This window comes from Marinomonas algicola (assembly GCF_014805825.1).
GTDB classification, from domain to species: Bacteria; Pseudomonadota; Gammaproteobacteria; order Pseudomonadales; family Marinomonadaceae; genus Marinomonas; species Marinomonas algicola.
In genome coordinates this window covers 384684-409592 of record NZ_CP061941.1, presented here as the reverse complement: position 1 = coordinate 409592, position 24909 = coordinate 384684, and the positions used below count along the sequence as shown (strand labels likewise).

The following is a 24909-nucleotide window of genomic DNA, read 5'->3' as shown; positions in this document are numbered from 1 at the left end:
ATTATGTACCAGACATTAGAGTCTATGGGCGTTACTAGCTTTGAAGATATTGAAAAGTTTACATTACGTTATGAAAACGGGTTTGATGTTTTAAAAGTTTACTACCGTCGCGAAAAAGGCTCTTTGTTACCTAAAAGTAAGAAATTCAAATTTGGCCGTTCAACTAAAACAGTACTCGCTGATGGTGGACAACAAACTTATCAACAAGTTAAAGAACCGTCTTTAGTTGTATTACGTGCTGTGGATGAATTGGGTAAACTTGTCGGTAAAAAACACGAAGATAAGCTAACGAAAGAAGACCTAGTTGCAGAGCTTGAGCATCTAGAAAAAGTGGTTAGTAGCAAAATAGAAGACCTTAAAGAAAAAATTTCAAAACTTTAAGCTCTTAAGTATAAATTCATAATAACGCTGACGTCTTAGCTGTGCCGTCAGCGTCCTCATTTACGCCAATGCTCCCTATTGTAAGTCAACATGATTATTACCTCCTCGATATTTGACATTATTCCTATTTTAAAAAAAGGTGGTGTTATTGCCTACCCTACTGAAGCGGTTTGGGGGCTAGGATGCGACCCATTTAATAGAGAGTCGGTATACCGCATTTTAGCGTTGAAAAATCGTCCGGTACATAAAGGGCTGATTCTCATTTCAGGTGAAGCAGAACACTTAACGCCATGGAAAGACCAACTGTCTCCGGAACAGTATCAACGACTTGTATCTGATACAGAAACACCCACTTCTTGGGTTGTACCGGATACGCTTATTGCCCCAGAATGGGTCAGAGGAGATCATGCCAGTGTTGCCATCAGAATGATACAACATGAGCAAACACGTGAATTATGTTCGCATTTCGGCCACGTTTTAGTCTCAACTTCAGCCAATACAGCAGGCCATCCTCCGGCGCTAACTAAAGACGCAGTCAGTCAGTATTTTGGTGATAAAGTTGATGCTATTTTTGATGCGCCACTAGGGCATAATAATCAGCCATCTCAAGTCAAAGACTTACTCTGCGATACAATCTACAGGAACTAAGGCCGTCTAACTGCAGCGGATACGATACGATAAATGGATGCTAAGACAGCTCATGCTTCATATGAGCGTCTTAGCATCTTATGATGACTAAGAAATATTAATGACCGCCTAAATAGGCATCACGTACTTCAGGGTTCACCAGTAACTCATCGCCTGTACCCGTTAAACGAATTTCTCCGTTTACCATAACATAGCCACGATCGGCTAATTTCAGGGCATGGTTTGCGTTTTGCTCCACCAAAAAGATTGTCATGCCTGTTTGAGCCACTTCTTGAAGTACTCTGAAGATTTGCTTAACAATAATAGGGGCAAGACCCAAACTCGGTTCATCCAACAAAAGCAGTTTTGGACGGCTCATCAGCGCTCTTGCGATAGCCAGCATCTGCTGCTCTCCACCAGACATCGTCGATGCTCTTTGATTTCGTCTTTCTTTCAATCGAGGAAATATATCAAACATCTTCTGAATGTCTTCTTGAGCATGATCCATACCAATAGGGATTGTTCCCATTAGTAGATTCTCTTCAACTGACATACTTGGAAAAACTCGACGACCTTCAGGGGATTGAGCCAAACCATTTGATGCCACATAGTGAGCCGATTTTTTAGAGATATCTTCACCACGGTAAATGATTTCTCCGGACGCCACTCTTGGTTGACCAAATATAGACATTAGTAACGTGGATTTGCCTGCACCGTTAGATCCAATTAAGGTAACAATCTCTCCCTCATTCACTTCTAAAGACACTTTTTTCAACGCTTGTATTGGACCATAAAAGACATCAACATCTTTAAATTCCATTAAGGCACTCATAAACCTACCTCGTCTTCGTCTTCCGCACCCAAGTACGCCGCAATAACTTTAGGGTTATTTTTAATGCTATCAGGATTGCCTTTAGCAATAACTTGCCCATGGTCTAAAACGACAATGTAATCTGATATGTCCATTACCATGCCCATATCGTGCTCAATAAGTAACACGGTCACATTATGTTGATCGCGCAGAATACGAATCATTTTGGTTAACTCTTCGGTTTCAGAAGGGTTAAGACCCGCGGCCGGCTCATCAAGACAAATCAGTTCAGGATTGGTACACATAGAACGTGCGATTTCCAAGCGGCGTTGCTGCCCATAAGAAAGCTCACCAGCAAGACGATTGGCATGAGAAACTAAGTCAACCACACCGAGCCAATAAAAGGCTTTCTGTAATGCTTCTTCCTCCGCTTGTTTAAAGGCTTTGGTATTTAAAATGCCAGAGATTAAACTTCTATCAACTGTCATATGCTGTGCAACTAACAGGTTTTCCACAACAGACATTTCTTTAAACAAACGAATGTTCTGGAAAGTACGCGCCAAACCGGCACGATTAACTAAATGCGACCCACCAAACATTTTGTATTTAAGTCGCTTCACAAATGCCACTGGAGAGAGAAAGTCCGTTGGCTGAAAGGCTTCTCCCAACACTTTAATAACGCTGGTGTCTTCACCACCAGCCGATAAGGTAATGCGGCCACCTGTGGCTTTATAAAAGCCGGTAAGACAGTTAAACACCGTTGTCTTACCGGCACCATTTGGACCAATCAATGCCGATACCGAGCCTTGTTTAATCTCAAACGTTATGTCATTAAGCGCTTTAATTCCTCCAAAATGCATAACGAGATTCTCTACAGCTAAAATATTCTCTTTACTCATTTTAAGGCTCCCTTACGAGTTGCAAAACCAGTTCGGGTAACACGAACCAAACCACGCGGCTTCCAAATCATCATAACAACCATCAAAATACCAAACATTAAGATTCGATATTCTGAAAATTCACGCAACAACTCAGGCAGCACAGTTAGGCCGAATGCCGCAATAACAACACCTACCGTAGACCCTAATCCACCCAATACAACAATGGCCAAAATAAGCGCGGACTCCAAGAAAGTGAAGGAGGAAGGGTTAACAAACCCTTGGTATGTAGCAAAAAACACACCGGCAATACCACCAACAGAAGCCCCCATCATGAAAGCAGAAAGCTTAACCAAGACATGATTCAAACCCAGTGAGCGACAAGCAATTTCGTCTTCACGCAAGGCTTCCCATGCTCGACCAATAGGCATTTTAACCAGTCGTTTTTTAATGTGTAACACTAATAAAACAACAATAAACAGAATCAAATAAATAAACATATATTTGAAACCAGAATCATAGCTTATGCCAAAGTAGTCGTGAAAGGTGGTGCCATCGGCGACTCGCCGCTTAAACTCCAATCCGAAAAAGCTCGGTAAAGGGGCTGACACGCCATTTGGACCATGAGTCACTTCAGCCCAGTTATTCAAAATCAGGCGAATAATCTCACCAAAGCCTAGCGTTACAATGGCTAAGTAATCACCATGCATTCTCAATACAGGAAACCCTAAAATAGCGCCTGCAAGCGCAGCAAGAATAGCCGCAATGGGTAGCATAGACCAAAAGCCTAAGTCTAAATACTCATAACCAAGCGCTAAGCCATAAGCGCCAATGGCGTAGAAGCCAACAAAGCCTAGATCAAGTAAACCCGCTAATCCGACAACAATGTTTAGCCCCAATCCAAGCAAGACATAAATCAAGCCTAGAATGACAACCGTTAAGACATATTTAGAGGCAATGAAAGGCACAAGCAAGCCAACCACAATAACAATTGGAACAATCCATACCATTTTGGATTTATAGCCAGGCGCCGTAACAATAACGCCACCTGCATCACCCGAACTGCGCCTAAATAGCATTTCTTTACCCTTGCTGGACTGCAAGAAGCAAGAAAAACCAAAACGCCCCACCATGACGATGGCGACAAGCCAAGCTACTCGGCTGTATTCAGTATTAAAGTCATACCCATCGAGAACAATACCAACAATAGGGCCAAATAGAACCAGCGCCATTAAGCCAGCAAGTATTGTGTCAATAATACTCTTTTTAAAATCAATTGAAGAATCCATTAAACTTTCTCCACCTCAGGCTTTCCAAGCAGACCACTTGGACGGAAAATCAAAATGATGACAAGCAAAGAAAATGAAAAGACATCTTTGTAATCCGAGCTTATTAATCCCGCAAATAACGATTCGGAAATACCTAATATTAAGCCGCCTAGCATCGCTCCAGGTAATGATCCAATCCCCCCTAAAACAGCCGCAGTAAACGCCTTAATACCAATAATAAAGCCAACATAGAAATCAAAAGCACCGTAGTCAATGGTAATCAAGACACCCGCAACCGCCGCCATTGATGCACCAATAACAAACACAATGGAAATAATTCTGTCTGTATTAATCCCTAGAATCGACGCCATTTTCGGGTCTTGTTGTGTCGCACGACACATACGCCCTAGTTTCGTTTTCTGAATGATGTAGGTTAGGACGCCCATACTAACAAATGCGACCAATAGGATAAGCAGTTTCATATAGGTAAGCTGTACAAACCCATCACCGATATCAATCCGAATGGCGCCTGATAGCAAGTTCGGAATACCTTGTTGGCGTGCGCCTTGGCTAATTTGTACATAGTTTTGTAAAATAAGCGACATACCAATTGCTGATATTAACGCCGCTAAACGACTGGAGTTACGTAATGGTCTATACGCTATTTGTTCAATAGCCCAACCATAAGCACCGGTAATAGCAATCGTAACAAAAAGCGTTCCAACAATAATAATTGGGAAAGACTCAATACCAAAATAACTTAATAAAGCAACGACTATCGCAGTGATGTAAGCCGATACCATGTAAACATCGCCATGGGCGAAGTTAATCATACCGATAATGCCGTATACCATGGTATACCCTATTGCAATAAGTCCATAAACAGAACCTAGGGTAAGACCGTTAACCAACTGTTGGAGAACGATATCCATCGTAAAACCTCTAAAGAATTAATGCTGGAAGGAGTCACAGCCAGATGACTGACTGTGACTATGGGTTATTAATACTAGGATGTCGTATTAATCAATTTGAGCGTATTTGCCTTTGTTATCCCATTTGTACATAACGTAATCAGATACTTCTAAATCGCCTTTAGAATCGAAGTCTTTAACGCCCATTGCCGTTGAAACGCTGTTACTTTTCAGCCATTCAGCGCCTTTAATTGGGTCTAAATCGTTATTTTTAAGTGCTTCAACGATAACTTGCATAGCGGTATAAGAGTATAAAGTATAGCCTTCAGGCTCATACCCACTTGTACGGAAACCTTCCACTACCGTTTTACCTGCCGCGTAGGCGGTTGGATCGGCACCAAATGTCATTAATACACCATCAACATACTCAGGAGAACCGGCAACAGAAACAAACTCATCCGATACAATACCATCACCCGAGATGAAAATAGCAGTCGAACCCTGCTCGCGTAATTGGCGAACTAAAGGACCCGCTTCCGAATGAAGGCCACCGAAGTAGACTACATCAGCATCAACTGAACGGATTTTTGTAATAACAGCATTAAAGTCTTTCTCACCACGAGTCAAACCTTCATACAATACTTCTTCAACGCCATAAGAGTTTAGCGTTCTCTTAGTTGCATCGGCTAAACCTTTACCATAAGTATCTTTGTCGTGCAGAATCGCAACACGCTGAGCGCCCAATTCGCCAACAATATAGCTTGCCGCTACGTCACCTTGTTGATCATCACGGCCACATACACGGAAAACATTTTCTAGACCACGATCGGTTACTGTTGGGTTCGTAGAAGCAGGAGTCACCATTAACACACCGGCATCCGCATAAATTTCAGAAGCCGGAATGGTAGAGGAAGAACAGAAATGACCAACTACAGCGACGGCACCATCAGAGTCAACCAAACGGTTAGCAATTGAAACCGCTTGCTTTGGTTCACAAGCATCGTCTGCCTTAACGACTTTAATCATCTCACCATTAACACCACCAGCTGCGTTTATATCTTCCGCGGCTTTAGCGGCACCACGCCATAGCTGTTCACCAAATGCGGCGTAAGCACCTGTATGCGGCCCAGCAACACCTATAACTAATTCTGCTTGCGCAAAAGAAGATACGGCAATAGCTCCAGTGATGGCCATAGAAAGTAAGCTTTTTTTAATAATCGTATGTGACATATAAAGGTTCCTATTGGTTTAAATTTATTATTAGAATTTAAAAAATGATAGAGAAATATTTATGTACAGTTTTGGCAACACTTATTATTCACGCATTTTATAAGGCATAAACAATAACTGTCTAAAACCATAGCTATTGAATAAAGTTTGGTCAACTGAATACGCACGCTTTTGTTAAGAATGTTGTCAAGAAAAAAGGGGGAATCGTTTACGTATGTGCACTTTAAAAGACAAGTATGTATAAATGAAACTTTTCATTTACATATAACACATTTCATTTACATCTAAATTAAGAAAGAAAAAAGGAAATACTGTTTTTTTTATTTTAATTGAGCATCAATTGGCACCAAAACAACACCGCTCTCTCGTAGTTTTGAAAGATGTTTTGATAAAAATGTTATGGTTGCTGGATAAGGGTGGCCGATAGCGACCGCCGAACCTTCCTTCCTTGCCGTGCGCAACAGTTTTTCAAATTGTTTAGAAATAGCGTGTTCTGTTGGAATATTGTCTAAAAACACATCCCTAGTCACCGTTTTAAGCCCCTGCTCTTGCGCTATTTTTTGAGCAACGCTATCTGACGTTGTCAAACTGTCTAAAAAGAAAAGTCCTTTAGGCTTTATTATTTCCATAACCCATTGCATTTGAGGTGTTTTTTCAGTGAGCAAACTTCCCATGTGATTATTCACCCCAGTAATACCGGGGATGGCATTTAGGCCTTCTTGCAACGTCGTTTTAAACTCTTCTTCAGTCATATTGCTGTATAAACCACCAGGGCCAAGACTAAGCGCTTTTTTATTTTCCATGGGGGCATGCAATAAGATTATACGGCGACTCAGGACTGCTGCAGTCGCTGTTTTTAATGCAAATGGGGTGTGGGGCAAAATCGCTAAAGCGACTTCATTAGGTAACGCAAGAGAGCCTTCCATCCCCTTGCGGTTATACCCTAGATCATCAATAACAATGCTAATTGTTGCAGGTGCGGGCAAACGATCCATGGCTTCAACGGGCGAGGGTATAAAAGTAATTATGTTTTCATCGAATAAACGACTTTGATTAGACGTCTCAGATAGTGTATTAATTGGCGCCGCAAGATCCTTTATTATAGGTCCAAAAAAGGACGCTTCAGGTGGCTTACTTTTCTTAAAGTGGTCCGCAAAGTACTCCTCGTATGATGGCGCAATGATAGGCCCCTTTCGTAACAAAAAAGGCGGTGTGGGCGCCTTTTTTGTTACATCAATTGCATTTGAATAGGGCGACTCAGACAGTAAATCAGTCGACAGAACACAAGTCAGTAACCCAAAAAAGAACCCGATATAAGGTCGGGGCTTAACCATACAAAACATAATTAACGCTGTCTTTTGAGTAATTGAGGGAAGGCCGTGAGCACGGTATAAGCTTGATACAACTGGAAATCATCATAAGCAAGCGCGTTTATTGACACATTAACATCCGTACTGGTTCTGTCTTTGCCACCCGTACCGTTTTTCAGATGGCCACTTAGTTCAGCCTCTTTAACAAAGAATTCCGCTTCCTTATCCACTAGCGTTACGCTTGGAACAAGTACATCGGGTTCAATCCCTTGAGCCTGAATAGAACGACCATTTGGCGTGAAATACAGTGCTGTTGTTAATTTTACAGCGGAACCATCGGCTAAAGGCACAACGGTTTGGACAGAGCCTTTACCAAAGCTTTCCGTGCCCATAATCAGCCCCCTACTATGATCTTGTAACGCTCCAGCTACAATTTCCGATGCCGACGCTGAACCTTCATTTATCAACACCACAACCGGAGCGGTAGGTAACGCGGTTTCTGGGGAGGCCGAAAAAGTCACCTTCGATTGTGAATGCCGGCCCTCTGTATAAACGATCAAGCCAGAATCAATTAAGCTATCAACGACCCCCACTGCGCTTTGTAAAACGCCTCCAGGATTGTTACGCAAATCAATCACCAACCCTGTAATGGCTTCTTGCTCTTGTAACGAGCTCAACTCTTTATTAAATTCTTTATCCGTATCACCTTGAAATTGGCTAATGCGTATATAGGCTATGCCTTTACCTAACCAACGGCTATCTAAGCTTTGACTGTCCAATAACGTCCTTTCAAGGGAAAGACTAATAATCTCTCCGTCTCGTTCAATGTCTAACTCAACAAGAGAGCCCACTTCCCCTCTCATTAACATGGTAACTTCTTGTATCCCAACACCAGAAACCAACTTATCATCGATACGCACTATGGCGTCTCCAGGGAGAACGCCTGCACGAGAAGCGGGAGAATCGTCCAAAGGCGCAATAACAATCAAACGCCCTTCATTCATTTCTACTTCAACACCAATACCCGCATAATTCCCCGAGGTCATCTCTTGGAAAGACTCAATTTCATCCTTAGTTAGATATTCTGAATGGGGGTCTAATGCGGAAACCATTCCTTTCAGTGCTTTCTGCAATATTTGCTTATCATTTAATGCTTCAACATAGCCTTGTTTAATTGTTTCAAACACACTAACAAACGACTGTATTTCAGCCAAAGGCAAGCGCTCTTGTTCATCATCACTATTGGCGGACCATAGTGGAGAAACACTGATAAGTAATCCACATGCAATCCATCCCTTTAGTGTGTTCTTAATACTCATTTTTCTTACCTACATTAATCAATGTTTGTATGGAATGACTCGTCATTATGAATGATACAAATCGCTTTAACGAATCCAGTCAAGTGGTTTTAAAGGCGCTCCATTGTGCCTAATAGCAAAAAACAAACTGGTTTCAGATCGGCCGCCTGAGCTTCCTGCTGTTGCAATAACCTCATTTGTTCTAACCCACTCACCCACTTCTTTTAATAAACTTTGGTTGTAGCCATACAATGACATGTAGCCACCACCATGATCTAAAATCACTAAAAAACCAAAACCGCGCAACCACTCAGAGAAAATTACTCTTCCATGGTAAACCGCTTTCACCTCTTCACCAGCAAACGCCTTCAGGCTGACACCACCTAAATTCACTTTACCTGTTTCAGTAATAACACGAACCTTAGATAAAGGAGGGGTTAGCTTTCCTTTTAGTTCAGCGAAGTTCATCTCTTCGTCTAACAGCTCAATATCAGCCAACGCTTCTTCTAATTTCTTCAACAATTCTTTTAACTGATTTTCATCTTGCTTTAATCGCTCTGTTTTTTTCGTACCTTGCTGTAAATCGGCATTGATCTGCGCCAGTAAACGTTTACGTTTTGCCCCTTCATCAAGAAGCTTTTGCTTTTCACCTTGCAATATAATCTCATCACGAGCCAATTGAGCTCTTTGACTACGAATGCTTTTTTCAACTAAATCCAGTTCATTAACTTCGGTAGAAAACCCATTAATTAAGGACTGCCTTGCATTTGAAAAGTAGCGATTGTAATGAACCAATCTCATTGATTCTTCTGGAGTAGTACCATTGAGCAGGAGTTTGATGCTTTTTTGTTCACCCGAACGATAAACCGCCCTTAATTGGGCGGCTATTTGTTCGTTTTGTTTTTGAATACTGAACTTCAATTCTTGCTGTTGCCGCTTCAAGGAGCCTAACTGCGAGTCTCCTTTTTTTATATCTGATTGAATTTTATTTATTTTTTCAATTAATTCTTGAATCGATTTTTCTTGGTTTTCTAACGATTTTTCAACATCACTTTTTTGAGACTTTACGTCGTTTAGCCAACCACGTAATTTCTTCATTTCCTTTTGAACCTGCTCTATCTGTTTCTGTGCTTCTTCAGGGGAAGTGGGTTCAGCCGCCTGCACAATGGAGACACTGAAGCAAAATAACAAGCCTAAAGCACTAAAACGTTTTAGCGTTTTTTTATAGTGATGTTGAAAAAAAGATCGAAACATATCTATCCTAGGTACGAGTTAGCAAGCTAACGCCCGTCATTTCAGCCGGTTTTTGCATGTCCATCATATCAAGTAATGTTGGGGCAATATCGCATAAGGTCCCACTTTTTATCCCCCATCCCGTTTCACCAGAGTAAAGGATCAATGGAACCGGCTCTAGAGTATGAGAAGTCAGTGGTTGAGTTCCATCTTCACTTAACATTTGCTCCACATTGCCATGATCAGCCGTAATCAAACATTGACTCCCCGTCTTTTCAAGAGCCTCGATAATCCGACCTAAGCAAAGATCGACGGCTTCAACAGCCTTCACCGCCGCGTCAAAAACACCACTGTGACCAACCATGTCCCCATTGGCAAAGTTACAAATAATAGTATCGTATTTACCCGCTAAAATAACGTCAACTAGCTTATCTGTAACCTCTGGCGCACTCATTTCAGGCTTTAAGTCATACGTGGCAACATCTGGAGATGGGATTAACTCACGCTCTTCTCCTTCAAAAACGGCTTCTTCACCACCATTAAAGAAGAAAGTAACATGAGCATACTTTTCAGTTTCAGCAATTCTTAATTGCTTCTTGCCTGTTTTTGACAAAATTTCACCAAGCGTATTACTCAAAGCAACAGGAGGGAAGGCAACGCTGGCATCAATATCAGAAGCAAACTCGGTAAAGGTCACAAAATCCGCTAGAGCTGGACGAGACTTACGGGTAAAACCGGTAAAGTCATCTTCTGTAAACGCACGTGTCAGTTGGCGCGCACGATCGGGTCTAAAATTAGCAAAAATAACGGCATCACCCTCTTCAACAGGAACGGGAGTACCAATGACCGTGGCCTTAACAAACTCGTCATTTTCATCACGCGCATAAGCTAGAGCAATTGCCTCTTCTGCCGTCTCGGCACTGTAGTCACTTTCACCAAGAACAATAGCATTGTAAGCGGTCTCAACTCGTTCCCAGCGATTATCTCGATCCATAGCGTAATAACGCCCTGTTAAGGTAGCAATTTTACCGACACCAATGGAATTTAATTTATCGCTAAGGCATTTAACAGGCTCATTTGCTGAACGTGGTGGCGTATCTCGACCGTCGGTGAAACCATGTACATAAAGAGAGGTGACACCTCTTGACGCCGCCATATCGCACATAGCCATAATTTGTTCGTGATGGCTGTGCACTCCACCACCAGATAATAATCCTAATATATGCACCGCTTTATTAGACGCAACCGCTTTATCAACCGCCGCTACTAACGCCGGATTTTCGTTAAAGCTACCCTCTTCAATGGCTTTTCCAATACGAGTAAAGTTTTGATAAACCGTTCGCCCGGCTCCCAAATTCATATGACCCACTTCAGAATTGCCCATTTGCCCTTCTGGCAAGCCCACCGCCATACCCGATGTTTCAATTAAACTGTGTGGTCGAGTTGACCAGAGTGCATCCCAGTTAGGCGTATTTGCTGCAGTAATAGCATTTGATTTAGATGTTTCGCTATAGCCCCAACCATCTAGGATAAAGAGTGCGGTGGTTTTCTTGCTCATTATAGTCCTACCCGTAATGTGATTTTTGAAAAAACTTTTTTGATACTATCACAGCTATGTAATTTTGTTACAAAATGGCCAATATAGCTTTCATAAAAATGTAAATTAACCGTCAATGTTTTGCAGAACCCAATCTCTAAACACCACTACTTGCTCTAAATCCGCTTTATCAGCAGGGTAAGATAGAAAGTATTCATTAGAGGTCGTCATGGAGTCACCAAAAGGGGTAATTAAGAGACCGGATTCAATGTCTTGTTTCACCATAATAGTGGGAATAAGGGCAACCCCCATTCCCAATTTAACGGCTTCAAGTATCATTTGGAAGTGATCAAAACTTGCACCCGAATAGACATCATACTCAATACCTTGATACGACATCCAATCGGGCCATGCATTAATTCTAGACGACAAGTGTAGCAAGGGATAGGTCATAATATCCTTAGTCAAGTGACTCTGATCTCCCTTAGAATCAATCAGCAAAGGCGAGCAAACAGCAACGACTTGCTCACTCATAAGGTGATGCGAGATCGCTTTAGGCCAATGATCACCACCGTAATGCAAGATAATATCCACATCATGAGGATCCACTTCGCCATCCCCTAGCGCTTTTATATTGAGTTGGAACTGAGGGTGCTGCCGCTGAAAAGACACTAAACGAGGAACCAGCCAATGAGAAGCAAAGGTTGGCAACGAGGCCAGTGTGAGGGTTGTCTTTTCATCTTCTCGCTGCCGCATTTTTAGACAGGCATTTTCCATACCATCAAGTAGCGGCAAAATTTCCCTATAATAAGCGGCGCCAGCACCAGTCAGCACTAAACGTTTATTTAAACGTATAAAAAGATCACGCGACAAAAACGCTTCTAAATTTCGAATTTGCCGACTTACAGCACTTTGCGTTAAATGCAGTTCTTCTGCGGCACGAGTAAAACTCAAATGCCTTACAGACGCTTCAAAGCATTTCAATGACATTGAAGAAGGAAGATAGCGTCGCATAGTAATACCCTGTTGATTTAAAATTAACCCATAATAAAGCAGTTAATTACATGATCTATCGCAAATGATCAACTTTTTTGCATGACAACATGCATTATTACCTTTTGTAGAAAATAACGCGCCATCGTACAGTAACCTTTACTAAACAATGGCTAATTAAATAATGCCATTTAACACCGTTCCACCTAATCAATGGACTTAGCGTCTATTAAAAACCCATTTAATGGGCGGTGATTACTATTAACTTTATTGAGGAATCTTACTTATGCACGCGAATGATTTTTTTCAGTCTCTTTGGAAACACTACATTGAAATAACGCCTCAAGCAGATCGTGTTCAAAAGTTATTTATCAGTGCCGGTGAAGAGATCATCAACGATCATGTCGCTTTTAGGACGTTTGCCAATTCTCCTATCGCTTTGGAGAAGCTAGAACCCCTACTTACGCAATTAGGCTATAAAGCTTACGGAGCCTTCCGTTTTGAGAACAAGCACCTTGCGGCTCGTTGCTATAAACACGCCGACGAAAACCTTCCTAAAATTTTCTTGAGTGAGTTACTCACTCATGAGCTGTCGGAAGCCTCTCAACACATTATAGATAAAATGATTAGCCAAATACCAGACGATGCCGTTCAATCGCCCGCCGTTTTTTGGCAAGGCCCTTTGTGGGACAAACCCACATTAGCCGACTATCAAACACTCTCCCAAGAAAGTGAGTACGCCGCATGGTTATCCACTATAGGGTTAAAAGCAAATCATTTTACGGTCAGTATCAATCACTTGAAGGGCTTTAATGACATAGCGACAGTAAATCAACTGCTCCTTGATAATGGCTATACGCTCAACAGCGTCGGCGGACTCATCAAAGGAACACCGGAGCTGTTATTAGAACAATCATCCACCATGGCCGATAAAATAGAGTTTACTTTTGCGGATGGTGAAACCGATTCCATACCAAGCTGTTTTTACGAATTTGCTATCCGTCATAAACAAGCCGATGGCACCTTGTTTGACAGTTTTATCGAGGGTAACGCGGATAAAATATTCGATTCAACCAATCAGGGTTAACCTTTTATATTAAGAAGGGTCGCAAGGTCAAATTTAATCGACCTTGCGATCTAACTTCACCATTAAACCAGCGAATACTGGTTACAAAAGGTGTTGGTTCAATCCATGACGTGACCGTTAAAACAGCCTGCCCTTCTATAAACAATTCACCTTTTTCACTCCAGGTTACCTTTAACGAGATGACTTTCTTCTCTTTATTTTCAAGGTTCCAACGTGTCGATTCACCTTGAACAATCGATAGCCGATTTGATCTTTGCAAAAAGGTTGGTTGTACGCCATTCCAATCCAAATTCATTAAATCGATAACAAGAGTACTCATGGCCTCTTTATTTTGCTGACGTTGAGCCACTCGAAAATTAACCGCCTGTATCTTTTCATTGGCAACTTGAATCTGCTGGTGTAGCGAGTCTCTGATTTTTTGCACCGTATCTTGGCTCGCTGAGGTGAGCGGTAGATGAGAGTCTGTAAAGATAAGCTCTCCCGTTCTGATCCAGAGCTCATCGGCTAACTTCCCAAGTTGAATCTGTAGTTGACTGCGACTTAACTCAACTTGGTTTTTCTCTTTTAGCACACTCTGTGTCGGCTGTGTATTTCCAGAGCAACCCATAAAAAAAGAAGAGATTACACAGAGTATTAGTCCCCTAAATACAGTCATTTTTCACCTCAAAATAGCCGTTTTCTTTGCACGATTAACCTGTCGGCAAAAAAGTAAAATAGAATAGTTTTTCAAGCGGATGTACGGTAAAGCCTAGCCGTGTATAATGCCATCAGTTTTTTTACAGGTTAATAACGTTATGATGAATCAATTAATAGAATTTGCGACCACTCATTGGTCTCTAGTGGCCGTTTTTGCGATAACGGCTCTTGCGGTATTATGGTATGAAAGTAAAGGGAATGCCGCCACTCTCTCACCAGCAGCGGCCACCACGTTAATCAACAATGAAGATGCGGTTGTCGTTGACATTCGTCCTGCCGCTGAATTTAAAACAGGCCACATTACCAACTCAATGAATATCCCAGCCTCGACAATTAAAGATCAGCTAGGTGCACTTGAGAAGCATAAAAACACCCCAATCATTTTAGTATGTAAATCGGGGTTAACCGCTGGAGCAAGTGCCAGTGAGCTTAAAAAGTCTGGATTTAATGTCTTTAAACTTCAAGGTGGCATAACCGAATGGCAAGCAGCCAGTTTGCCACTTGTAAAGAGCTAATCTGAGGTAAATATGGCTTATATAACCATTTATTCGAGTGACTACTGCCCGTATTGTTCACGAGCAAAGCAACTGTTGAATATGAAAAATGCAGACTTTAAAGAAATAAAGGTCGATGGCAATACCAAACTTCGCCAAGAAATGATGGATAAAAGTGGACAGCGTACTGTGCCGCAAATTTGGATCGGTGAAACGCATATTGGTGGCTGTGATGATTTATTTGCCTTAGAAAGAGCAAACAAATTAGACTCATTACTTACCAATTAATTTAACAATAATACAAGACTAAGGAATCAACATGTCAGAGAACACTGAAGCCGCAACGGCAGCAACATCAAATGAAGAAGCGGCCGCACCACAACTTGCTTTGCAACGCATCTTTTTAAAAGACATTTCATTTGAATCACCTCGCTCTCCAATGGTTTTTCAAGAAGAATGGAAACCTGAAATTGGCTTAGAATTAAACACAAAAAGCCGCCAAGTTGGTGAAGCATTGTATGAAGTTGTGCTAGAAATTACTGTTACAGTAAAAAATGCATCTGAGACAGCCTTTCTAATTCAAGTTCAACAAGGTGGCTTGTTCAATATTTCTGGCCTTGACGAAAGACAGCTTCATCACGCCCTAGGAGCATTCTGCCCAGGTACTATCTTCCCTTATGCACGTGAAAACATCGATGCACTTTGCGTAAAAGGCAGCTTCCCAGCATTGATGCTGGCACCAATTAATTTTGACGCGCTGTATCTTGAAAGCCTACAGAACCAACAAGCTCAAGCCACTGAGCAGTAAGTTTTATGTAGCGCTTAGGCTGAGCCTAGTGATAAAGTAAAAAAGAGGCTATTTAGCCTCTTTTTTACTTTATCAGCTATTTCCATGTCAAAATACATCGACCTGGTCATCAAAGGATTAACCACCATGGTTAAAAAGAAGAAACCGTGCCCAAATTGTTTGAAAATTCGTTGGCTGTTATTGTATTTAGGATGCGCCGGTCTTTTATCCGCTTTATTTATAAATGAGTTTCTAAATAAAGGGTTCTAATGTGCCAGCACTGATTTTCATCATCGCACTTGTTATCCAAGGTTGTTCAACCTACTCACAAGACATTAATAAAGGCCTTTCACTTGCTCAAGAAGGTGATTGGCAAGCCGCTGAGTCAACCATATCTAATGCACTAGAGTCCCCTAAAGACAAGCTTCTCAATTTATTGGAAGGAGGCGCACTTGCGCAATACCAAGGAGATTTTCAACGCAGCAATACCCTGTTAGAAGAAGCGGAACGTTTAAGTGATGCATTTTTTAATCAAAGCTTTACTGATAGGTCATGGGCGTTACTCTCGAACCCAAGACAAGGCGTCTATAGAGGTGACAGCATTGAACGTGTGTACATCAGTTATTTTAAGTCTCTTAATTATCTAGCGTTAGCGGATAAAGCGACCAGTCAAAATGAACGTACTCAACAGTTAGATGCGGCACTCGTTGAGAGTCGACGGATTGATTTGAAATTAAATGAAATTAACCAGCAAACCCCCAGTTATTCAGATATAAAAAGCGAAAATAAATCCTTCTTAGAGAAAACATTTAACTTTCTTTCAAGCCTTTATACTGGCTACTTAGATAAAGATAAGTACGCCTATCGTGACGATGCTTGGGCGCGCTATTTGACAGGGCTCTTGTATGAACAAGCCGCCGACTTCGACAATGCGAGAATATCCTATCAAGCCGCCGCGGAACTTTACGAGACGGGTTATGCTTCCCAATACGATTTACCCAGTGTAACGTCTGAAAGAGCATGGCTTGATACCATTCGTATGATGCAAAAATCGGGAGGGTGGACGACAGAGCTCCCTCAATTAATACAAAATAAGCTTTCAAAAGAATCCCAAGAAATATTATTAAATTACGCCCAACACAAGAGTGAAATAGTGCTTCTGGAACATCAGGGATTTTTACCTAAAAAACAAGAAATGAGTGTCCTTTTGTATGGCGATCAAACAGGTTATTCGCTTGTACTCGAACCTTTTTATGGAGGTCACACAGCGCAAGCAAACGATGCATCCAACTGGTTTACCATGGTGTATGCAGATATACACCCTTTAAGTATGATAGCAAACTATAAGGCCGGTAAAGCTAACGCCGCATTACAAGGTTTTTTTACCAAACGCATTATTCTAGGCTCGAAAATATGGCAAGAGCTCACGCGGTTGCATTTTGATGAAGCGCTATTTACTTCGCCCTTAAGAGTCACCATTCCCTATTATAACCGCTTTACCTTAGACAACAGCCTAACAAGCTTATCTATTTCTTCAGTAGCCGAAGATCAGAATACGTCATCAAGCGCTCGGCCAAATTTGTTAGCGAACAATAGTATACGAATGTCCTCTCTTGCAGATATTGCCTTGCAAGATCAACTTCATCAATCTCAACGAGATATTTATGAAGGATTATTAAGAGAAATGTTGCGTTCATGGCTCGCCTATCAAGTAAAAGCATCCATTAAAGACGACGGTACGAGAGAACTGATAGATTTATTAGGTAAAGTGGTTGTTTTTGTCTCTTCGGCCGCAGAAACGCGTAACTGGTTGACTCTACCCGCTCAGGTTCGGTTGATACGACAACCCATTGATTCAGGAGTGTATGACTTACGTTATTCAGTGAACCAGCAACATTTTTCTTTAAATCAGGTTAAACTTAATAATACGATTAAAGTTTGGAATATCCGTAACCCAAATTAAAAGATGTCTCATCGATCCACTGTTAAAGCTTTATTAAATGAGGACTTACAATGCACATTATACGTTTTAAAATGGCGGCACTTATCTGCCTTGGTTTCTTACTTGTTGCGTGTAGCTCAGGCAGCGTTAAACGCATTGATGTTGATAAAGAAGTCGCTCTTTCAGATAAATGGAATGATATCGACTCAAAGCTCGTCGCTGAAGAAATGATGAGCGATATGCTAACCTTTCCGTGGTTTCGCGAATTCCAGTTCAAACACGCTGGCAACCCAACCGTCATAGTACAAACCATTCGTAATAAAAGTCATGATCATATTCCAGTCGACACCTTTATTAACGATATAAAACGTAGCTTATTACGCCTTGGTAAAGTGGACTTTGTTGTCTCTGGTGAAGAAAGAAACGCTATTCGAACAGAAAGAGAAGACCAGGAATTAAACGCATTAGCAGGCACAAACGCTCAATTTGGCTTAGAACATGGCGCGGGCTTTGCTCTTTCTGGTTCAATCAATTCCATTGTTGATTCCAACGGAGACCAGCGCGTCAGCTTTTATCAAGTCGATTTAAAACTTATCGATATGACCACAAACAAAGAAGTCTGGAATGGGCAAAAGAAGATTAAAAAACTCGCCGATAAAGGGTTCTTTTAATATGATGTTTGGTCAACTAGGTAAAGCCTGCTTTTTAGTAATGGCATTGTTTATAGTAGCTTGCTCTACTTCACCAAAAACGATTGAGCCATCTCTTCCTTTTTGGGTCTCCGAGCCGCCCCAAGACGATCGCTACTTATATGGTGTGGGAAGCGCCGAAGTTCTACCTGATATTGCCAGCTCGTTTGACCTGGCAATCAAACACGCTAATTTAGATATCGCCAACCAATTAAGTGTTACCGTTCAAAGTATGAGCGCTCAAGATATTCAGGTGCAAGTATTCGATTCACAACAAGAAAAAGTGATGAAGACCTTATCTCAATTAGTTCGAGTCGAAACCAATCCCATTCAGCTGAACTCATCTGAAACAGATCAACGCTTTTCACACACAAATTATGTTTATGTCCTCCAAAAATTAGATAGAAAAAATATCATTGAACAACTAAAAGATAAGATATCCACTGTAGATCACCGCCTACTTCAGATTGATAAAAAAGCGCAATATGAACAGCCTTTAATAGACCAATGGCCACTTTTGCTGCCAGCTCTTTCTTTACTAACAGAAAGACGTCATTTAAATGAAACTCTGAGTTTGTACTCTAAGGGAGAAACCGTCGAACAACCACAATATGTGTTTAAAGTACAAGCAAAAACAGCCCAATTGATCCGAGAATTACGTATTTCTGTAGATGAAGAAGGCCTCAATAATACGCTCAGTCAGACGGTAAGCAGCTCACTGAGTAAAAAAGGCTTAACCCCCACCATTGTTCATTATTCTACTAGCCACTTATCGTTATTTTTAACACCGCAATATGAATACAAAACTCAAGAGAACAGGCATTACGTTTTTGTGAGTTTAAATGCACGATTAGAGCGGAATGACCAAACAGCATTGGCTTCTTGGACCACTTCAGCAAGAGGTATTTCTAGTAATAAAGAACAAGCTGAAATGTCAGCAAATCAAGAAGTTGCAGAAAACCTTGCCAACAGTATTTTTGTTTGGATGACAAAAAGCACTCACTAATGAGCATAATACCGGCTATTTAGAGTCTAAGTACAATAGCAATACGGTTGTTTATCGAAAAAATGCCATAGATCACAGATACTTAGCATAAAATGTCTTTTTTGTTACATAACTGTCATATTTTAGCCTTATTGTTGTTTAATATTTTTAACTTCAATGGTGCAATAGTAAATACATGGAGACATCCGTTAGTACTCTAGAGTTTGATCAAATCATCAAACAAGAAAACATTATCCCTGTGTTCCAGCCTATCTTCGACATTACGAATGGCGACTTAATTGGTCACGAGGCGTTAACAAGAGGCCCTGAAGACAGTCCGTTTTTTTATCCTAGTAAGCTGTTTACTAAAGCGATTCAGTTAGGAAAGTTGCATGAATTAGAATTAATATGTCGCCAAAAGTCCATTCAAACCTTCTCTGAACTTAATCTTCCAGGAAAACTGTTTCTGAATGTAAGTGCGTCTTTACTTCGCTCTAAAGAACACCAAAGTGGTATGACACTGTCGATTCTAAAAGAAAAGAAAATGTCTCAAACAGATATTGTTATCGAGCTCTCAGAACAACACCCTTACGATAATGAGGGTGTTACGTTAGAATCCGTCGAACACTATAGAAAAATGGGATTCCAAGTAGCGATTGATGATCTAGGTGTCGGCTACTCAGGCTTAAAATTGTGGTCAGACCTGCAACCTGAAATCGTTAAAATTGATCAATACTTCATTCGAGATATTCATAATAACAAGGTAAAACAAGAGTTTGTTCGATCAATTGTGGCTATTGGGAATAGATTGGATTGCCAGATTATCGCAGAAGGTATTGAGACAAAAAAAGAGCTAAACCAATTGCTTAAGCTTGGAGTTACTATTGGACAAGGGTATTTGTTAGGTAGACCAACCAAAGAACCACTCGTCTTTTTTAATAATGAGCTAAAAGAAAATTTTTTAAAACGCAGAGAAAAACTTGATCACAAAGAAACAATTCAATCACTCGCACACACGGTTCCCTTTTTAGAACACGATAACTTACTTCTCGAAGCAAGTGAGCTATTTAAAAAACAGCCTAACCTGACGGCCATTCCTATTTTGAAAGACAAGAACCCGATAGGCGTTATTAAAAGGGACCAACTTCATGAGCTTTTTTCTACGCCATATGGCCGTTCACTTTACGAAAACAAACACACGACTCAATTATTAAATAAAGACGCATTAATTGTAGAGAGCTATATAAAACTGTCGAACGTTTCCCAACAAATAACGGCACAAGATACCAATGCAATGAACAATGATATTATCGTTGTGGAAAATAAAGAATTTATAGGAATGGCCAATGTTAAGGATTTACTAAAACAGATCACCGAATTAAAAATACAAAATGCCACTTACTCTAATCCACTTACTTTTCTTCCTGGCAACGTACTCATCACTCAAGAAATAACTCAGCGACTAAACGATCGTACGGACTTTCATGTGGCCTATTTCGATTTAAATGATTTTAAGCCATTTAATGACTACTTTGGCTACGCAACGGGGGACGAAGCCATAAAAATGGTTGGAAACCTAATTAAGAAACACACTAGAGGGCGCAATGACTTTATTGGTCACGTAGGAGGAGACGATTTTGTGGTTATTTTTGAGAGCCCAAACTACTTAACGACGTGCAAGACCATACTCAAAGAGTTTTCACGTTCAGTTAAAACCTTTTATGACCAAGACTCGACGGATAAAGGGGGCATTTGGAGTAAGAATAGACAAGACGAACCCACTTTCTACACATTTTTAAGTTTATCCATTGGGATTATTAACCCACGAGAGCAACACTGCGATAACCACTTAGAAGTGGCGGAACTTGCCGCAACGGCCAAAAAAGAAGCCAAGAAAGCCAGTAATAATGCACTGTTTTTATCGATGGCAAAAGAGACGATTACTGTTAGCTAATGCTCCTCTACCCATCGCTTACCTCTTATTGAGTGCTAGAAAATCGACTTTCCAATTCTTTAACAGGGACAGGGTAACCCATAAAATACCCTTGAAATAAATCACAGTTACATTGCTTGAGCAAATCAAACTGCTCTTGTGTTTCAACGCCTTCAGCAATCACCTCCAACCCTAAACTGCTCCCCATGGCGGCAATAGCATGAGCAAGCGAACCTGCGTCATCGCCTGATAAGTTTCTAACAAAAGACTGATCTATTTTTAATTGATCGAAGGGCAATTTCTGCAAATAAGACAATGAAGAATAACCTGTACCAAAGTCGTCTAATGAAAAAAGAATACCCAATGCATTAAGCGCACTCATTTTTGCAGCAATAATATTTTTATCCATGATCAACATGCTTTCTGTAAGCTCTAACTGCAATTGATTGGCAGGCACACCTGTCTCCTTTAAAATAGATTCAACTGAGCTAACAAATTCTTCCTGAGAGAATTGTAAAGCACTCACATTTACAGAAATGGTTATATGTTTAAGCTCAGGGATTGCTTGCCATGCTTTCAATTGTAAACAGGCGGTTCGCGTCACCCAATCGCCTATTGAGAGTATTAACTTTGACTCTTCAGCGAGAGGGATAAACAGCATTGGAGAGATAAGACCTTGTACCGGATGAAACCATCTTATGAGTGCTTCAACCCCTTGAATGTCACCATTTCGGTCGAATTGTGGCTGATAATATAACTCAAATTCATTATTGCTGATCGCATCTCGTAAGGCTAATTCTAGATTCATTTTACTGATTAGCTTTTCTTGCATTTTTTCAGAATAATAACACACCTGACTTCTACCCGCGGCTTTCGCTTCATACATGGCCAACTCAGCATTTTTAAAGACATCCGCCGCTGTTGTGATCGTGTGATCAATCTCCGCTAAACCGATACTGGAAGAAACATCAAACCGCTCTTCTCTAATAAAAATGGGGGTACTTAATGCGTGCTGAATTTTCTGAATCATGTTGCCAATTTTTTCTTGTTTTATCATTTCAAGTTCTGTTGGTGTTAACACAACGATAAATTCATCACCGCCAAATCGAGCAACCATGCAATTCTGTTCGGCACACTCTAACAGCCGTTCGGCCACCTGTTGTAAAAATAGGTCTCCTGTTGGGTGTCCTTTGGTATCATTAATGTTTTTAAAATTATCAAGGTCAACGAATAGAATAGCGCTATTGGCTTTAGGCGTATGCCTTACAGGAAAAGTTAATGATTGGCGCATGGAAAGGATATTTTCTACATACTCTAGAACCATTCTTCTATTCGGTAAACTTGTTAAAGAATCATAAAAATTAAGCTGATTGATCGTATGTTCATTTTGCTTTACGAGCGTAATGTCTTTCGCGATGGCCACATAATTAACGGGCAATCCATTTGAGTCATAAACAATGGAAATACTTAACAGCTCGGGATAGACAGAGCCATCTTTTTTGCGGCTCCAAATTTCTCCTTCCCAATAGCTATTTTCCATTAGCTGAGCAAATAAATTTTTATAAAAATGTTCATCATGATAACTTGAATTCAATATTTCAGTCGTTTTACCAAGCACCTCTTTTTCAGAGTACCCTGTAAGGCCCTCAAACGCTTTGTTCACTCGTAAAATACGCTTAGACATATCCGTAATGATCACAGCATCTTGAGACTCAAAAGCCGTAGCGGCAATACGTAACTCTAATTCAGCCTCTTTTCTTGATGTAATGTCTCTCGATACGACAACGTAACGAGCGCCATTGATGTTTTCTTCTTTGGATGAGTAAGTAACAGATAATTCGAACCAACGAACGCCCTTTTTATGGTTAACTGAAAATGTATTGCCTATTGAATGACCTGTTTTCTTCGCTTCAGCAAAAGAATTGTAATAACTCTTCGCGACGTGTTTAGGGAGGAAGTCATCTATTTTACAACCGATCATTTTATTAAAAGCAATGCCCACTGTCTCAAAAGTCGGCGAATGACAATAAAGCAGAATGCCATCTTCATCGTATTCAAATAACATATCTGGGATTGCGTTCATCAAGGATGACATCCTAGCATAAGCTCGGGTAACCTCTTTCGTTCGCTCTTCTACCGTAGCTTCTAATGCTTGTTTGGTTAACGAAATTCGCCACAAAACAGACACCAATCCAGAAAACAATAAAGATAAAATTAGCGCTATAGTGACATTGGTAAAAAGCATACTTTTAGAAAGCCAACCATTTTTAGGTGACATTCTTAAAAGCCACTGGCCATTTGGTACAACAATGTCAATATCTAACCAGTCATGGTCCTGAATTAAATGATTGGTGGATGTGGCGACAAAGGAGTTGATGTCATTGTCATTAATCCGTTCTAAGCGATAGTGAAAACCTTGTTTTTCCAGATCAATTAAATTGACCTCTTGCAAGAAACGTTCAAGTTTTATCGTAACATTCGTAAATCCCCAAAAAACAGGTTCTCTATCTTCTTCAATCCAAACAGGCCAACGTCCGATTAATGCCTTACCACCCTGAACCAAGTTGACGGGGCCTGCTAAGGTTAATTTTTGAGATTGTTTTGTCAATTGAGCCATCTCACGTTGATCTGGGTAACTCAATTGATTCAGGCCGATCGAACTCTCGTTACCCTCTAGAGGATAAACTTGCGTAATAATGCCACCAGGTGACAGTGAGAAATGGGAAGTGAGAGGGTATTGTTTTTTTAATTCTTCAGAGTAAGAGTCAAAAAAAGCCACATTACCATCAGAGAAACGAATTAAAGAGGCCAATGCGTAGTTCGCAGACATGTTATGGAAAATAGTCGAGCTGATTAAGGCGGACTGACTTTCACCAATAGCATAAGCGGATGCTTTGTGAGAGGCATATTCCAGTTGAACAAAAGACTTAACAAAGAAATAAGAAGCACAAAGACTGATAAGAAATAAGCCTAAAAATACTTTAAACGGTGAAATACGTTTTAGATATGCCATAAAATTCCGTAGTTTTGATCCTTAAAAATTGTATTACACACAAAAAAAATTGCCTGGTTAATATCTCTAGGGGTTTCAGTGAAAAGCCAAGTTAAAACAGATATTTTACCTTTGCGGCCAATCATAAGTTCACAATATCCGCAAATAAGTCTCAGATAGTATAAAGTGTAGCAAATATTTTAATATTCCCAATCTTCATTACATTATGATACATAGAATTAACGTATCGACTCACTCTCCATTAAGATAGAACTGAGTAAGGCATTTGCATTCGCTCTCACATGACACTCACTTGAATACAACGCACTGTTTATAAAAAGGTGATGGCTAGTGCAATATAAAATCCAATAACGCGACTCATCAATAAATAAGCCACTACTTTCTCTCAATAAACTCAGTCGCGCCGATAAAACCGCTTCAAAATCAGCGAATAACGCCACCGCTTGCGCTTCCATTTTAACTTGTTCGCCTATCATAATCCGATATAAGCTTAACCGCACTGAGCACGCGCCCCATAACGTCCAAATATCAATCCATGATGCCAGAAAAGTTTGCTGACGGCTGTCTAAATTTTGCATAGCAAGATTCGATTCTTCAATTACCTCCTTCATAACCTCCACCCAAAGGGCCTGTTTAGAAGCAAAATTACTGTACACTGTGGGCTTAGACACACCTGATAGTATGACAACTTGATCAATACTGGTCGCTTGATACCCACACTGTTGAAAAAGTTGTTTTGCACACCTTGTTATTTCTACTTTTTTTGATGGTCTTCCTCGTGCCATGCAGAGTCTCACTTAATTTGA

General features: G+C 40.6%; 23 protein-coding genes and 1 pseudogene. 10 read left to right on the top strand and 14 right to left on the bottom strand.

Annotated features, from left to right (window positions below; genetic code table 11):
• Window positions 1–3 precede the first annotated feature (3 nt).
• Both IEZ33_RS01925 and tsaC read left to right on the top strand, forming a co-directional pair.
• Window positions 4–381: a DUF3461 family protein gene (locus IEZ33_RS01925; RefSeq protein ID WP_191602054.1), complete on the top strand. Its 378-nt coding sequence runs from the start codon at window positions 4–6 to the stop codon at window positions 379–381.
• Between the two features lie 90 nt (window positions 382–471).
• A complete protein-coding gene (gene tsaC, locus IEZ33_RS01920; protein WP_191602053.1) occupies window positions 472–1029 on the top strand; it encodes an L-threonylcarbamoyladenylate synthase type 1 TsaC in 558 nt (185 codons plus the stop codon).
• Between the two features lie 97 nt (window positions 1030–1126).
• Here the strand turns inward: tsaC and IEZ33_RS01915 are convergent, their stop codons facing one another.
• The 10 genes from IEZ33_RS01915 to IEZ33_RS01870 form a co-directional block, all read right to left on the bottom strand.
• Complete coding sequence (locus tag IEZ33_RS01915; protein ID WP_191602052.1) at window positions 1127–1840, bottom strand: ABC transporter ATP-binding protein; 714 nt, start codon at window positions 1838–1840, stop codon at window positions 1127–1129.
• Window positions 1837–2718, bottom strand: coding sequence for an ABC transporter ATP-binding protein (locus IEZ33_RS01910; RefSeq protein WP_191602051.1), 882 nt, complete (start codon window positions 2716–2718; stop codon window positions 1837–1839). Before IEZ33_RS01910 ends, IEZ33_RS01915 begins: the two co-directional genes overlap by 4 nt.
• Window positions 2715–3986, bottom strand: coding sequence for a high-affinity branched-chain amino acid ABC transporter permease LivM (gene livM, locus IEZ33_RS01905; RefSeq protein WP_191602050.1), 1272 nt, complete (start codon window positions 3984–3986; stop codon window positions 2715–2717). Before livM ends, IEZ33_RS01910 begins: the two co-directional genes overlap by 4 nt.
• Window positions 3986–4897, bottom strand: a complete 912-nt coding sequence (locus IEZ33_RS01900; RefSeq protein WP_191602049.1) for an ABC transporter permease subunit — start codon at window positions 4895–4897, stop codon at window positions 3986–3988. Before IEZ33_RS01900 ends, livM begins: the two co-directional genes overlap by 1 nt.
• Window positions 4898–4984: 87 nt before the next feature.
• Complete coding sequence (locus tag IEZ33_RS01895) at window positions 4985–6106, bottom strand: branched-chain amino acid ABC transporter substrate-binding protein (RefSeq protein WP_191602048.1); 1122 nt, start codon at window positions 6104–6106, stop codon at window positions 4985–4987.
• 320 nt (window positions 6107–6426) lie between these two features.
• Window positions 6427–7440: a divergent polysaccharide deacetylase family protein gene (locus IEZ33_RS01890; RefSeq protein ID WP_240009606.1), complete on the bottom strand. Its 1014-nt coding sequence runs from the start codon at window positions 7438–7440 to the stop codon at window positions 6427–6429.
• 11 nt (window positions 7441–7451) lie between these two features.
• The gene (locus IEZ33_RS01885; protein ID WP_191602046.1) at window positions 7452–8735 is read right to left on the bottom strand and encodes a S41 family peptidase; all 1284 of its coding nucleotides are present in this window, start codon (window positions 8733–8735) and stop codon (window positions 7452–7454) included.
• A gap of 66 nt (window positions 8736–8801) precedes the next feature.
• Window positions 8802–9968: a murein hydrolase activator EnvC family protein gene (locus IEZ33_RS01880; protein ID WP_191602045.1), complete on the bottom strand. Its 1167-nt coding sequence runs from the start codon at window positions 9966–9968 to the stop codon at window positions 8802–8804.
• A gap of 7 nt (window positions 9969–9975) precedes the next feature.
• Window positions 9976–11505, bottom strand: coding sequence for a 2,3-bisphosphoglycerate-independent phosphoglycerate mutase (gene gpmI, locus IEZ33_RS01875; RefSeq protein ID WP_191602044.1), 1530 nt, complete (start codon window positions 11503–11505; stop codon window positions 9976–9978).
• 105 nt (window positions 11506–11610) lie between these two features.
• Window positions 11611–12498: a LysR substrate-binding domain-containing protein gene (locus IEZ33_RS01870; RefSeq protein ID WP_191602043.1), complete on the bottom strand. Its 888-nt coding sequence runs from the start codon at window positions 12496–12498 to the stop codon at window positions 11611–11613.
• Window positions 12499–12763: 265 nt separating this feature from the next.
• On the opposite strand from IEZ33_RS01870, the gene IEZ33_RS01865 reads away from it, so the two are divergent.
• Window positions 12764–13564: a DUF1338 domain-containing protein gene (locus tag IEZ33_RS01865; protein WP_191602042.1), complete on the top strand. Its 801-nt coding sequence runs from the start codon at window positions 12764–12766 to the stop codon at window positions 13562–13564.
• Between the two features lie 4 nt (window positions 13565–13568).
• Here IEZ33_RS01865 and IEZ33_RS01860 read toward each other — a convergent pair whose 3' ends face one another.
• Complete coding sequence (locus IEZ33_RS01860; protein ID WP_191602041.1) at window positions 13569–14219, bottom strand: hypothetical protein; 651 nt, start codon at window positions 14217–14219, stop codon at window positions 13569–13571.
• A gap of 139 nt (window positions 14220–14358) precedes the next feature.
• Here IEZ33_RS01860 and IEZ33_RS01855 point away from each other — a divergent pair, with 139 nt between their 5' ends.
• From IEZ33_RS01855 to IEZ33_RS01825, 7 genes are all read left to right on the top strand, one after another.
• Window positions 14359–14775, top strand: a complete 417-nt coding sequence (locus tag IEZ33_RS01855; RefSeq protein ID WP_191602040.1) for a rhodanese-like domain-containing protein — start codon at window positions 14359–14361, stop codon at window positions 14773–14775.
• A gap of 12 nt (window positions 14776–14787) precedes the next feature.
• The gene (gene grxC, locus IEZ33_RS01850) at window positions 14788–15042 is read left to right on the top strand and encodes a glutaredoxin 3 (RefSeq protein WP_191602039.1); all 255 of its coding nucleotides are present in this window, start codon (window positions 14788–14790) and stop codon (window positions 15040–15042) included.
• A gap of 31 nt (window positions 15043–15073) precedes the next feature.
• The gene (gene secB, locus IEZ33_RS01845; RefSeq protein ID WP_191602038.1) at window positions 15074–15562 is read left to right on the top strand and encodes a protein-export chaperone SecB; all 489 of its coding nucleotides are present in this window, start codon (window positions 15074–15076) and stop codon (window positions 15560–15562) included.
• Window positions 15563–15812: 250 nt separating this feature from the next.
• Window positions 15813–17504, top strand: coding sequence for a COG3014 family protein (locus tag IEZ33_RS01840; protein WP_191602037.1), 1692 nt, complete (start codon window positions 15813–15815; stop codon window positions 17502–17504).
• Window positions 17505–17554: 50 nt separating this feature from the next.
• Window positions 17555–18154, top strand: a complete 600-nt coding sequence (locus IEZ33_RS01835; RefSeq protein ID WP_191602036.1) for a penicillin-binding protein activator LpoB — start codon at window positions 17555–17557, stop codon at window positions 18152–18154.
• Window position 18155: 1 nt separating this feature from the next.
• Window positions 18156–19178: an LPP20 family lipoprotein gene (locus tag IEZ33_RS01830; protein WP_191602035.1), complete on the top strand. Its 1023-nt coding sequence runs from the start codon at window positions 18156–18158 to the stop codon at window positions 19176–19178.
• Window positions 19179–19353: 175 nt separating this feature from the next.
• Window positions 19354–21111, top strand: a complete 1758-nt coding sequence (locus IEZ33_RS01825) for a GGDEF domain-containing protein (protein ID WP_191602034.1) — start codon at window positions 19354–19356, stop codon at window positions 21109–21111.
• Between the two features lie 25 nt (window positions 21112–21136).
• Here IEZ33_RS01825 and IEZ33_RS01820 read toward each other — a convergent pair whose 3' ends face one another.
• From IEZ33_RS01820 to IEZ33_RS20960, 3 genes and pseudogenes are all read right to left on the bottom strand, one after another.
• Window positions 21137–24103 carry a bifunctional diguanylate cyclase/phosphodiesterase gene (locus IEZ33_RS01820; RefSeq protein WP_191602033.1) on the bottom strand — a complete coding sequence of 989 codons (2967 nt, stop codon included), beginning with the start codon at window positions 24101–24103 and terminating at the stop codon, window positions 21137–21139.
• A 218-nt stretch (window positions 24104–24321) separates the two neighbouring features.
• Complete coding sequence (locus IEZ33_RS01815; protein WP_240009605.1) at window positions 24322–24714, bottom strand: hypothetical protein; 393 nt, start codon at window positions 24712–24714, stop codon at window positions 24322–24324.
• Between the two features lie 15 nt (window positions 24715–24729).
• A pseudogene (locus IEZ33_RS20960) lies at window positions 24730–24888 on the bottom strand (TetR/AcrR family transcriptional regulator); the annotation flags it as partial.
• Window positions 24889–24909 lie beyond the last annotated feature (21 nt).

What these genes read in the sequence shown, in the direction of transcription:
- IEZ33_RS01925 (WP_191602054.1), top strand. Translation starts at nt 4, where the DNA reads ATGTACCAGACATTAGAGTCTATGGGCGTTACTAGCTTTGAAGATATT.
- tsaC (WP_191602053.1), top strand. Translation starts at nt 472, where the DNA reads ATGATTATTACCTCCTCGATATTTGACATTATTCCTATTTTAAAAAAA.
- IEZ33_RS01915 (WP_191602052.1), bottom strand. Translation starts at nt 1,840, where the DNA reads ATGAGTGCCTTAATGGAATTTAAAGATGTTGATGTCTTTTATGGTCCA.
- IEZ33_RS01910 (WP_191602051.1), bottom strand. Translation starts at nt 2,718, where the DNA reads ATGAGTAAAGAGAATATTTTAGCTGTAGAGAATCTCGTTATGCATTTT.
- livM (WP_191602050.1), bottom strand. Translation starts at nt 3,986, where the DNA reads ATGGATTCTTCAATTGATTTTAAAAAGAGTATTATTGACACAATACTT.
- IEZ33_RS01900 (WP_191602049.1), bottom strand. Translation starts at nt 4,897, where the DNA reads ATGGATATCGTTCTCCAACAGTTGGTTAACGGTCTTACCCTAGGTTCT.
- IEZ33_RS01895 (WP_191602048.1), bottom strand. Translation starts at nt 6,106, where the DNA reads ATGTCACATACGATTATTAAAAAAAGCTTACTTTCTATGGCCATCACT.
- IEZ33_RS01890 (WP_240009606.1), bottom strand. Translation starts at nt 7,440, where the DNA reads ATGGTTAAGCCCCGACCTTATATCGGGTTCTTTTTTGGGTTACTGACT.
- IEZ33_RS01885 (WP_191602046.1), bottom strand. Translation starts at nt 8,735, where the DNA reads ATGAGTATTAAGAACACACTAAAGGGATGGATTGCATGTGGATTACTT.
- IEZ33_RS01880 (WP_191602045.1), bottom strand. Translation starts at nt 9,968, where the DNA reads ATGTTTCGATCTTTTTTTCAACATCACTATAAAAAAACGCTAAAACGT.
- gpmI (WP_191602044.1), bottom strand. Translation starts at nt 11,505, where the DNA reads ATGAGCAAGAAAACCACCGCACTCTTTATCCTAGATGGTTGGGGCTAT.
- IEZ33_RS01870 (WP_191602043.1), bottom strand. Translation starts at nt 12,498, where the DNA reads ATGCGACGCTATCTTCCTTCTTCAATGTCATTGAAATGCTTTGAAGCG.
- IEZ33_RS01865 (WP_191602042.1), top strand. Translation starts at nt 12,764, where the DNA reads ATGCACGCGAATGATTTTTTTCAGTCTCTTTGGAAACACTACATTGAA.
- IEZ33_RS01860 (WP_191602041.1), bottom strand. Translation starts at nt 14,219, where the DNA reads ATGACTGTATTTAGGGGACTAATACTCTGTGTAATCTCTTCTTTTTTT.
- IEZ33_RS01855 (WP_191602040.1), top strand. Translation starts at nt 14,359, where the DNA reads ATGATGAATCAATTAATAGAATTTGCGACCACTCATTGGTCTCTAGTG.
- grxC (WP_191602039.1), top strand. Translation starts at nt 14,788, where the DNA reads ATGGCTTATATAACCATTTATTCGAGTGACTACTGCCCGTATTGTTCA.
- secB (WP_191602038.1), top strand. Translation starts at nt 15,074, where the DNA reads ATGTCAGAGAACACTGAAGCCGCAACGGCAGCAACATCAAATGAAGAA.
- IEZ33_RS01835 (WP_191602036.1), top strand. Translation starts at nt 17,555, where the DNA reads ATGCACATTATACGTTTTAAAATGGCGGCACTTATCTGCCTTGGTTTC.
- IEZ33_RS01830 (WP_191602035.1), top strand. Translation starts at nt 18,156, where the DNA reads ATGATGTTTGGTCAACTAGGTAAAGCCTGCTTTTTAGTAATGGCATTG.
- IEZ33_RS01825 (WP_191602034.1), top strand. Translation starts at nt 19,354, where the DNA reads ATGGAGACATCCGTTAGTACTCTAGAGTTTGATCAAATCATCAAACAA.
- IEZ33_RS01820 (WP_191602033.1), bottom strand. Translation starts at nt 24,103, where the DNA reads ATGGCATATCTAAAACGTATTTCACCGTTTAAAGTATTTTTAGGCTTA.
- IEZ33_RS01815 (WP_240009605.1), bottom strand. Translation starts at nt 24,714, where the DNA reads ATGAAGGAGGTAATTGAAGAATCGAATCTTGCTATGCAAAATTTAGAC.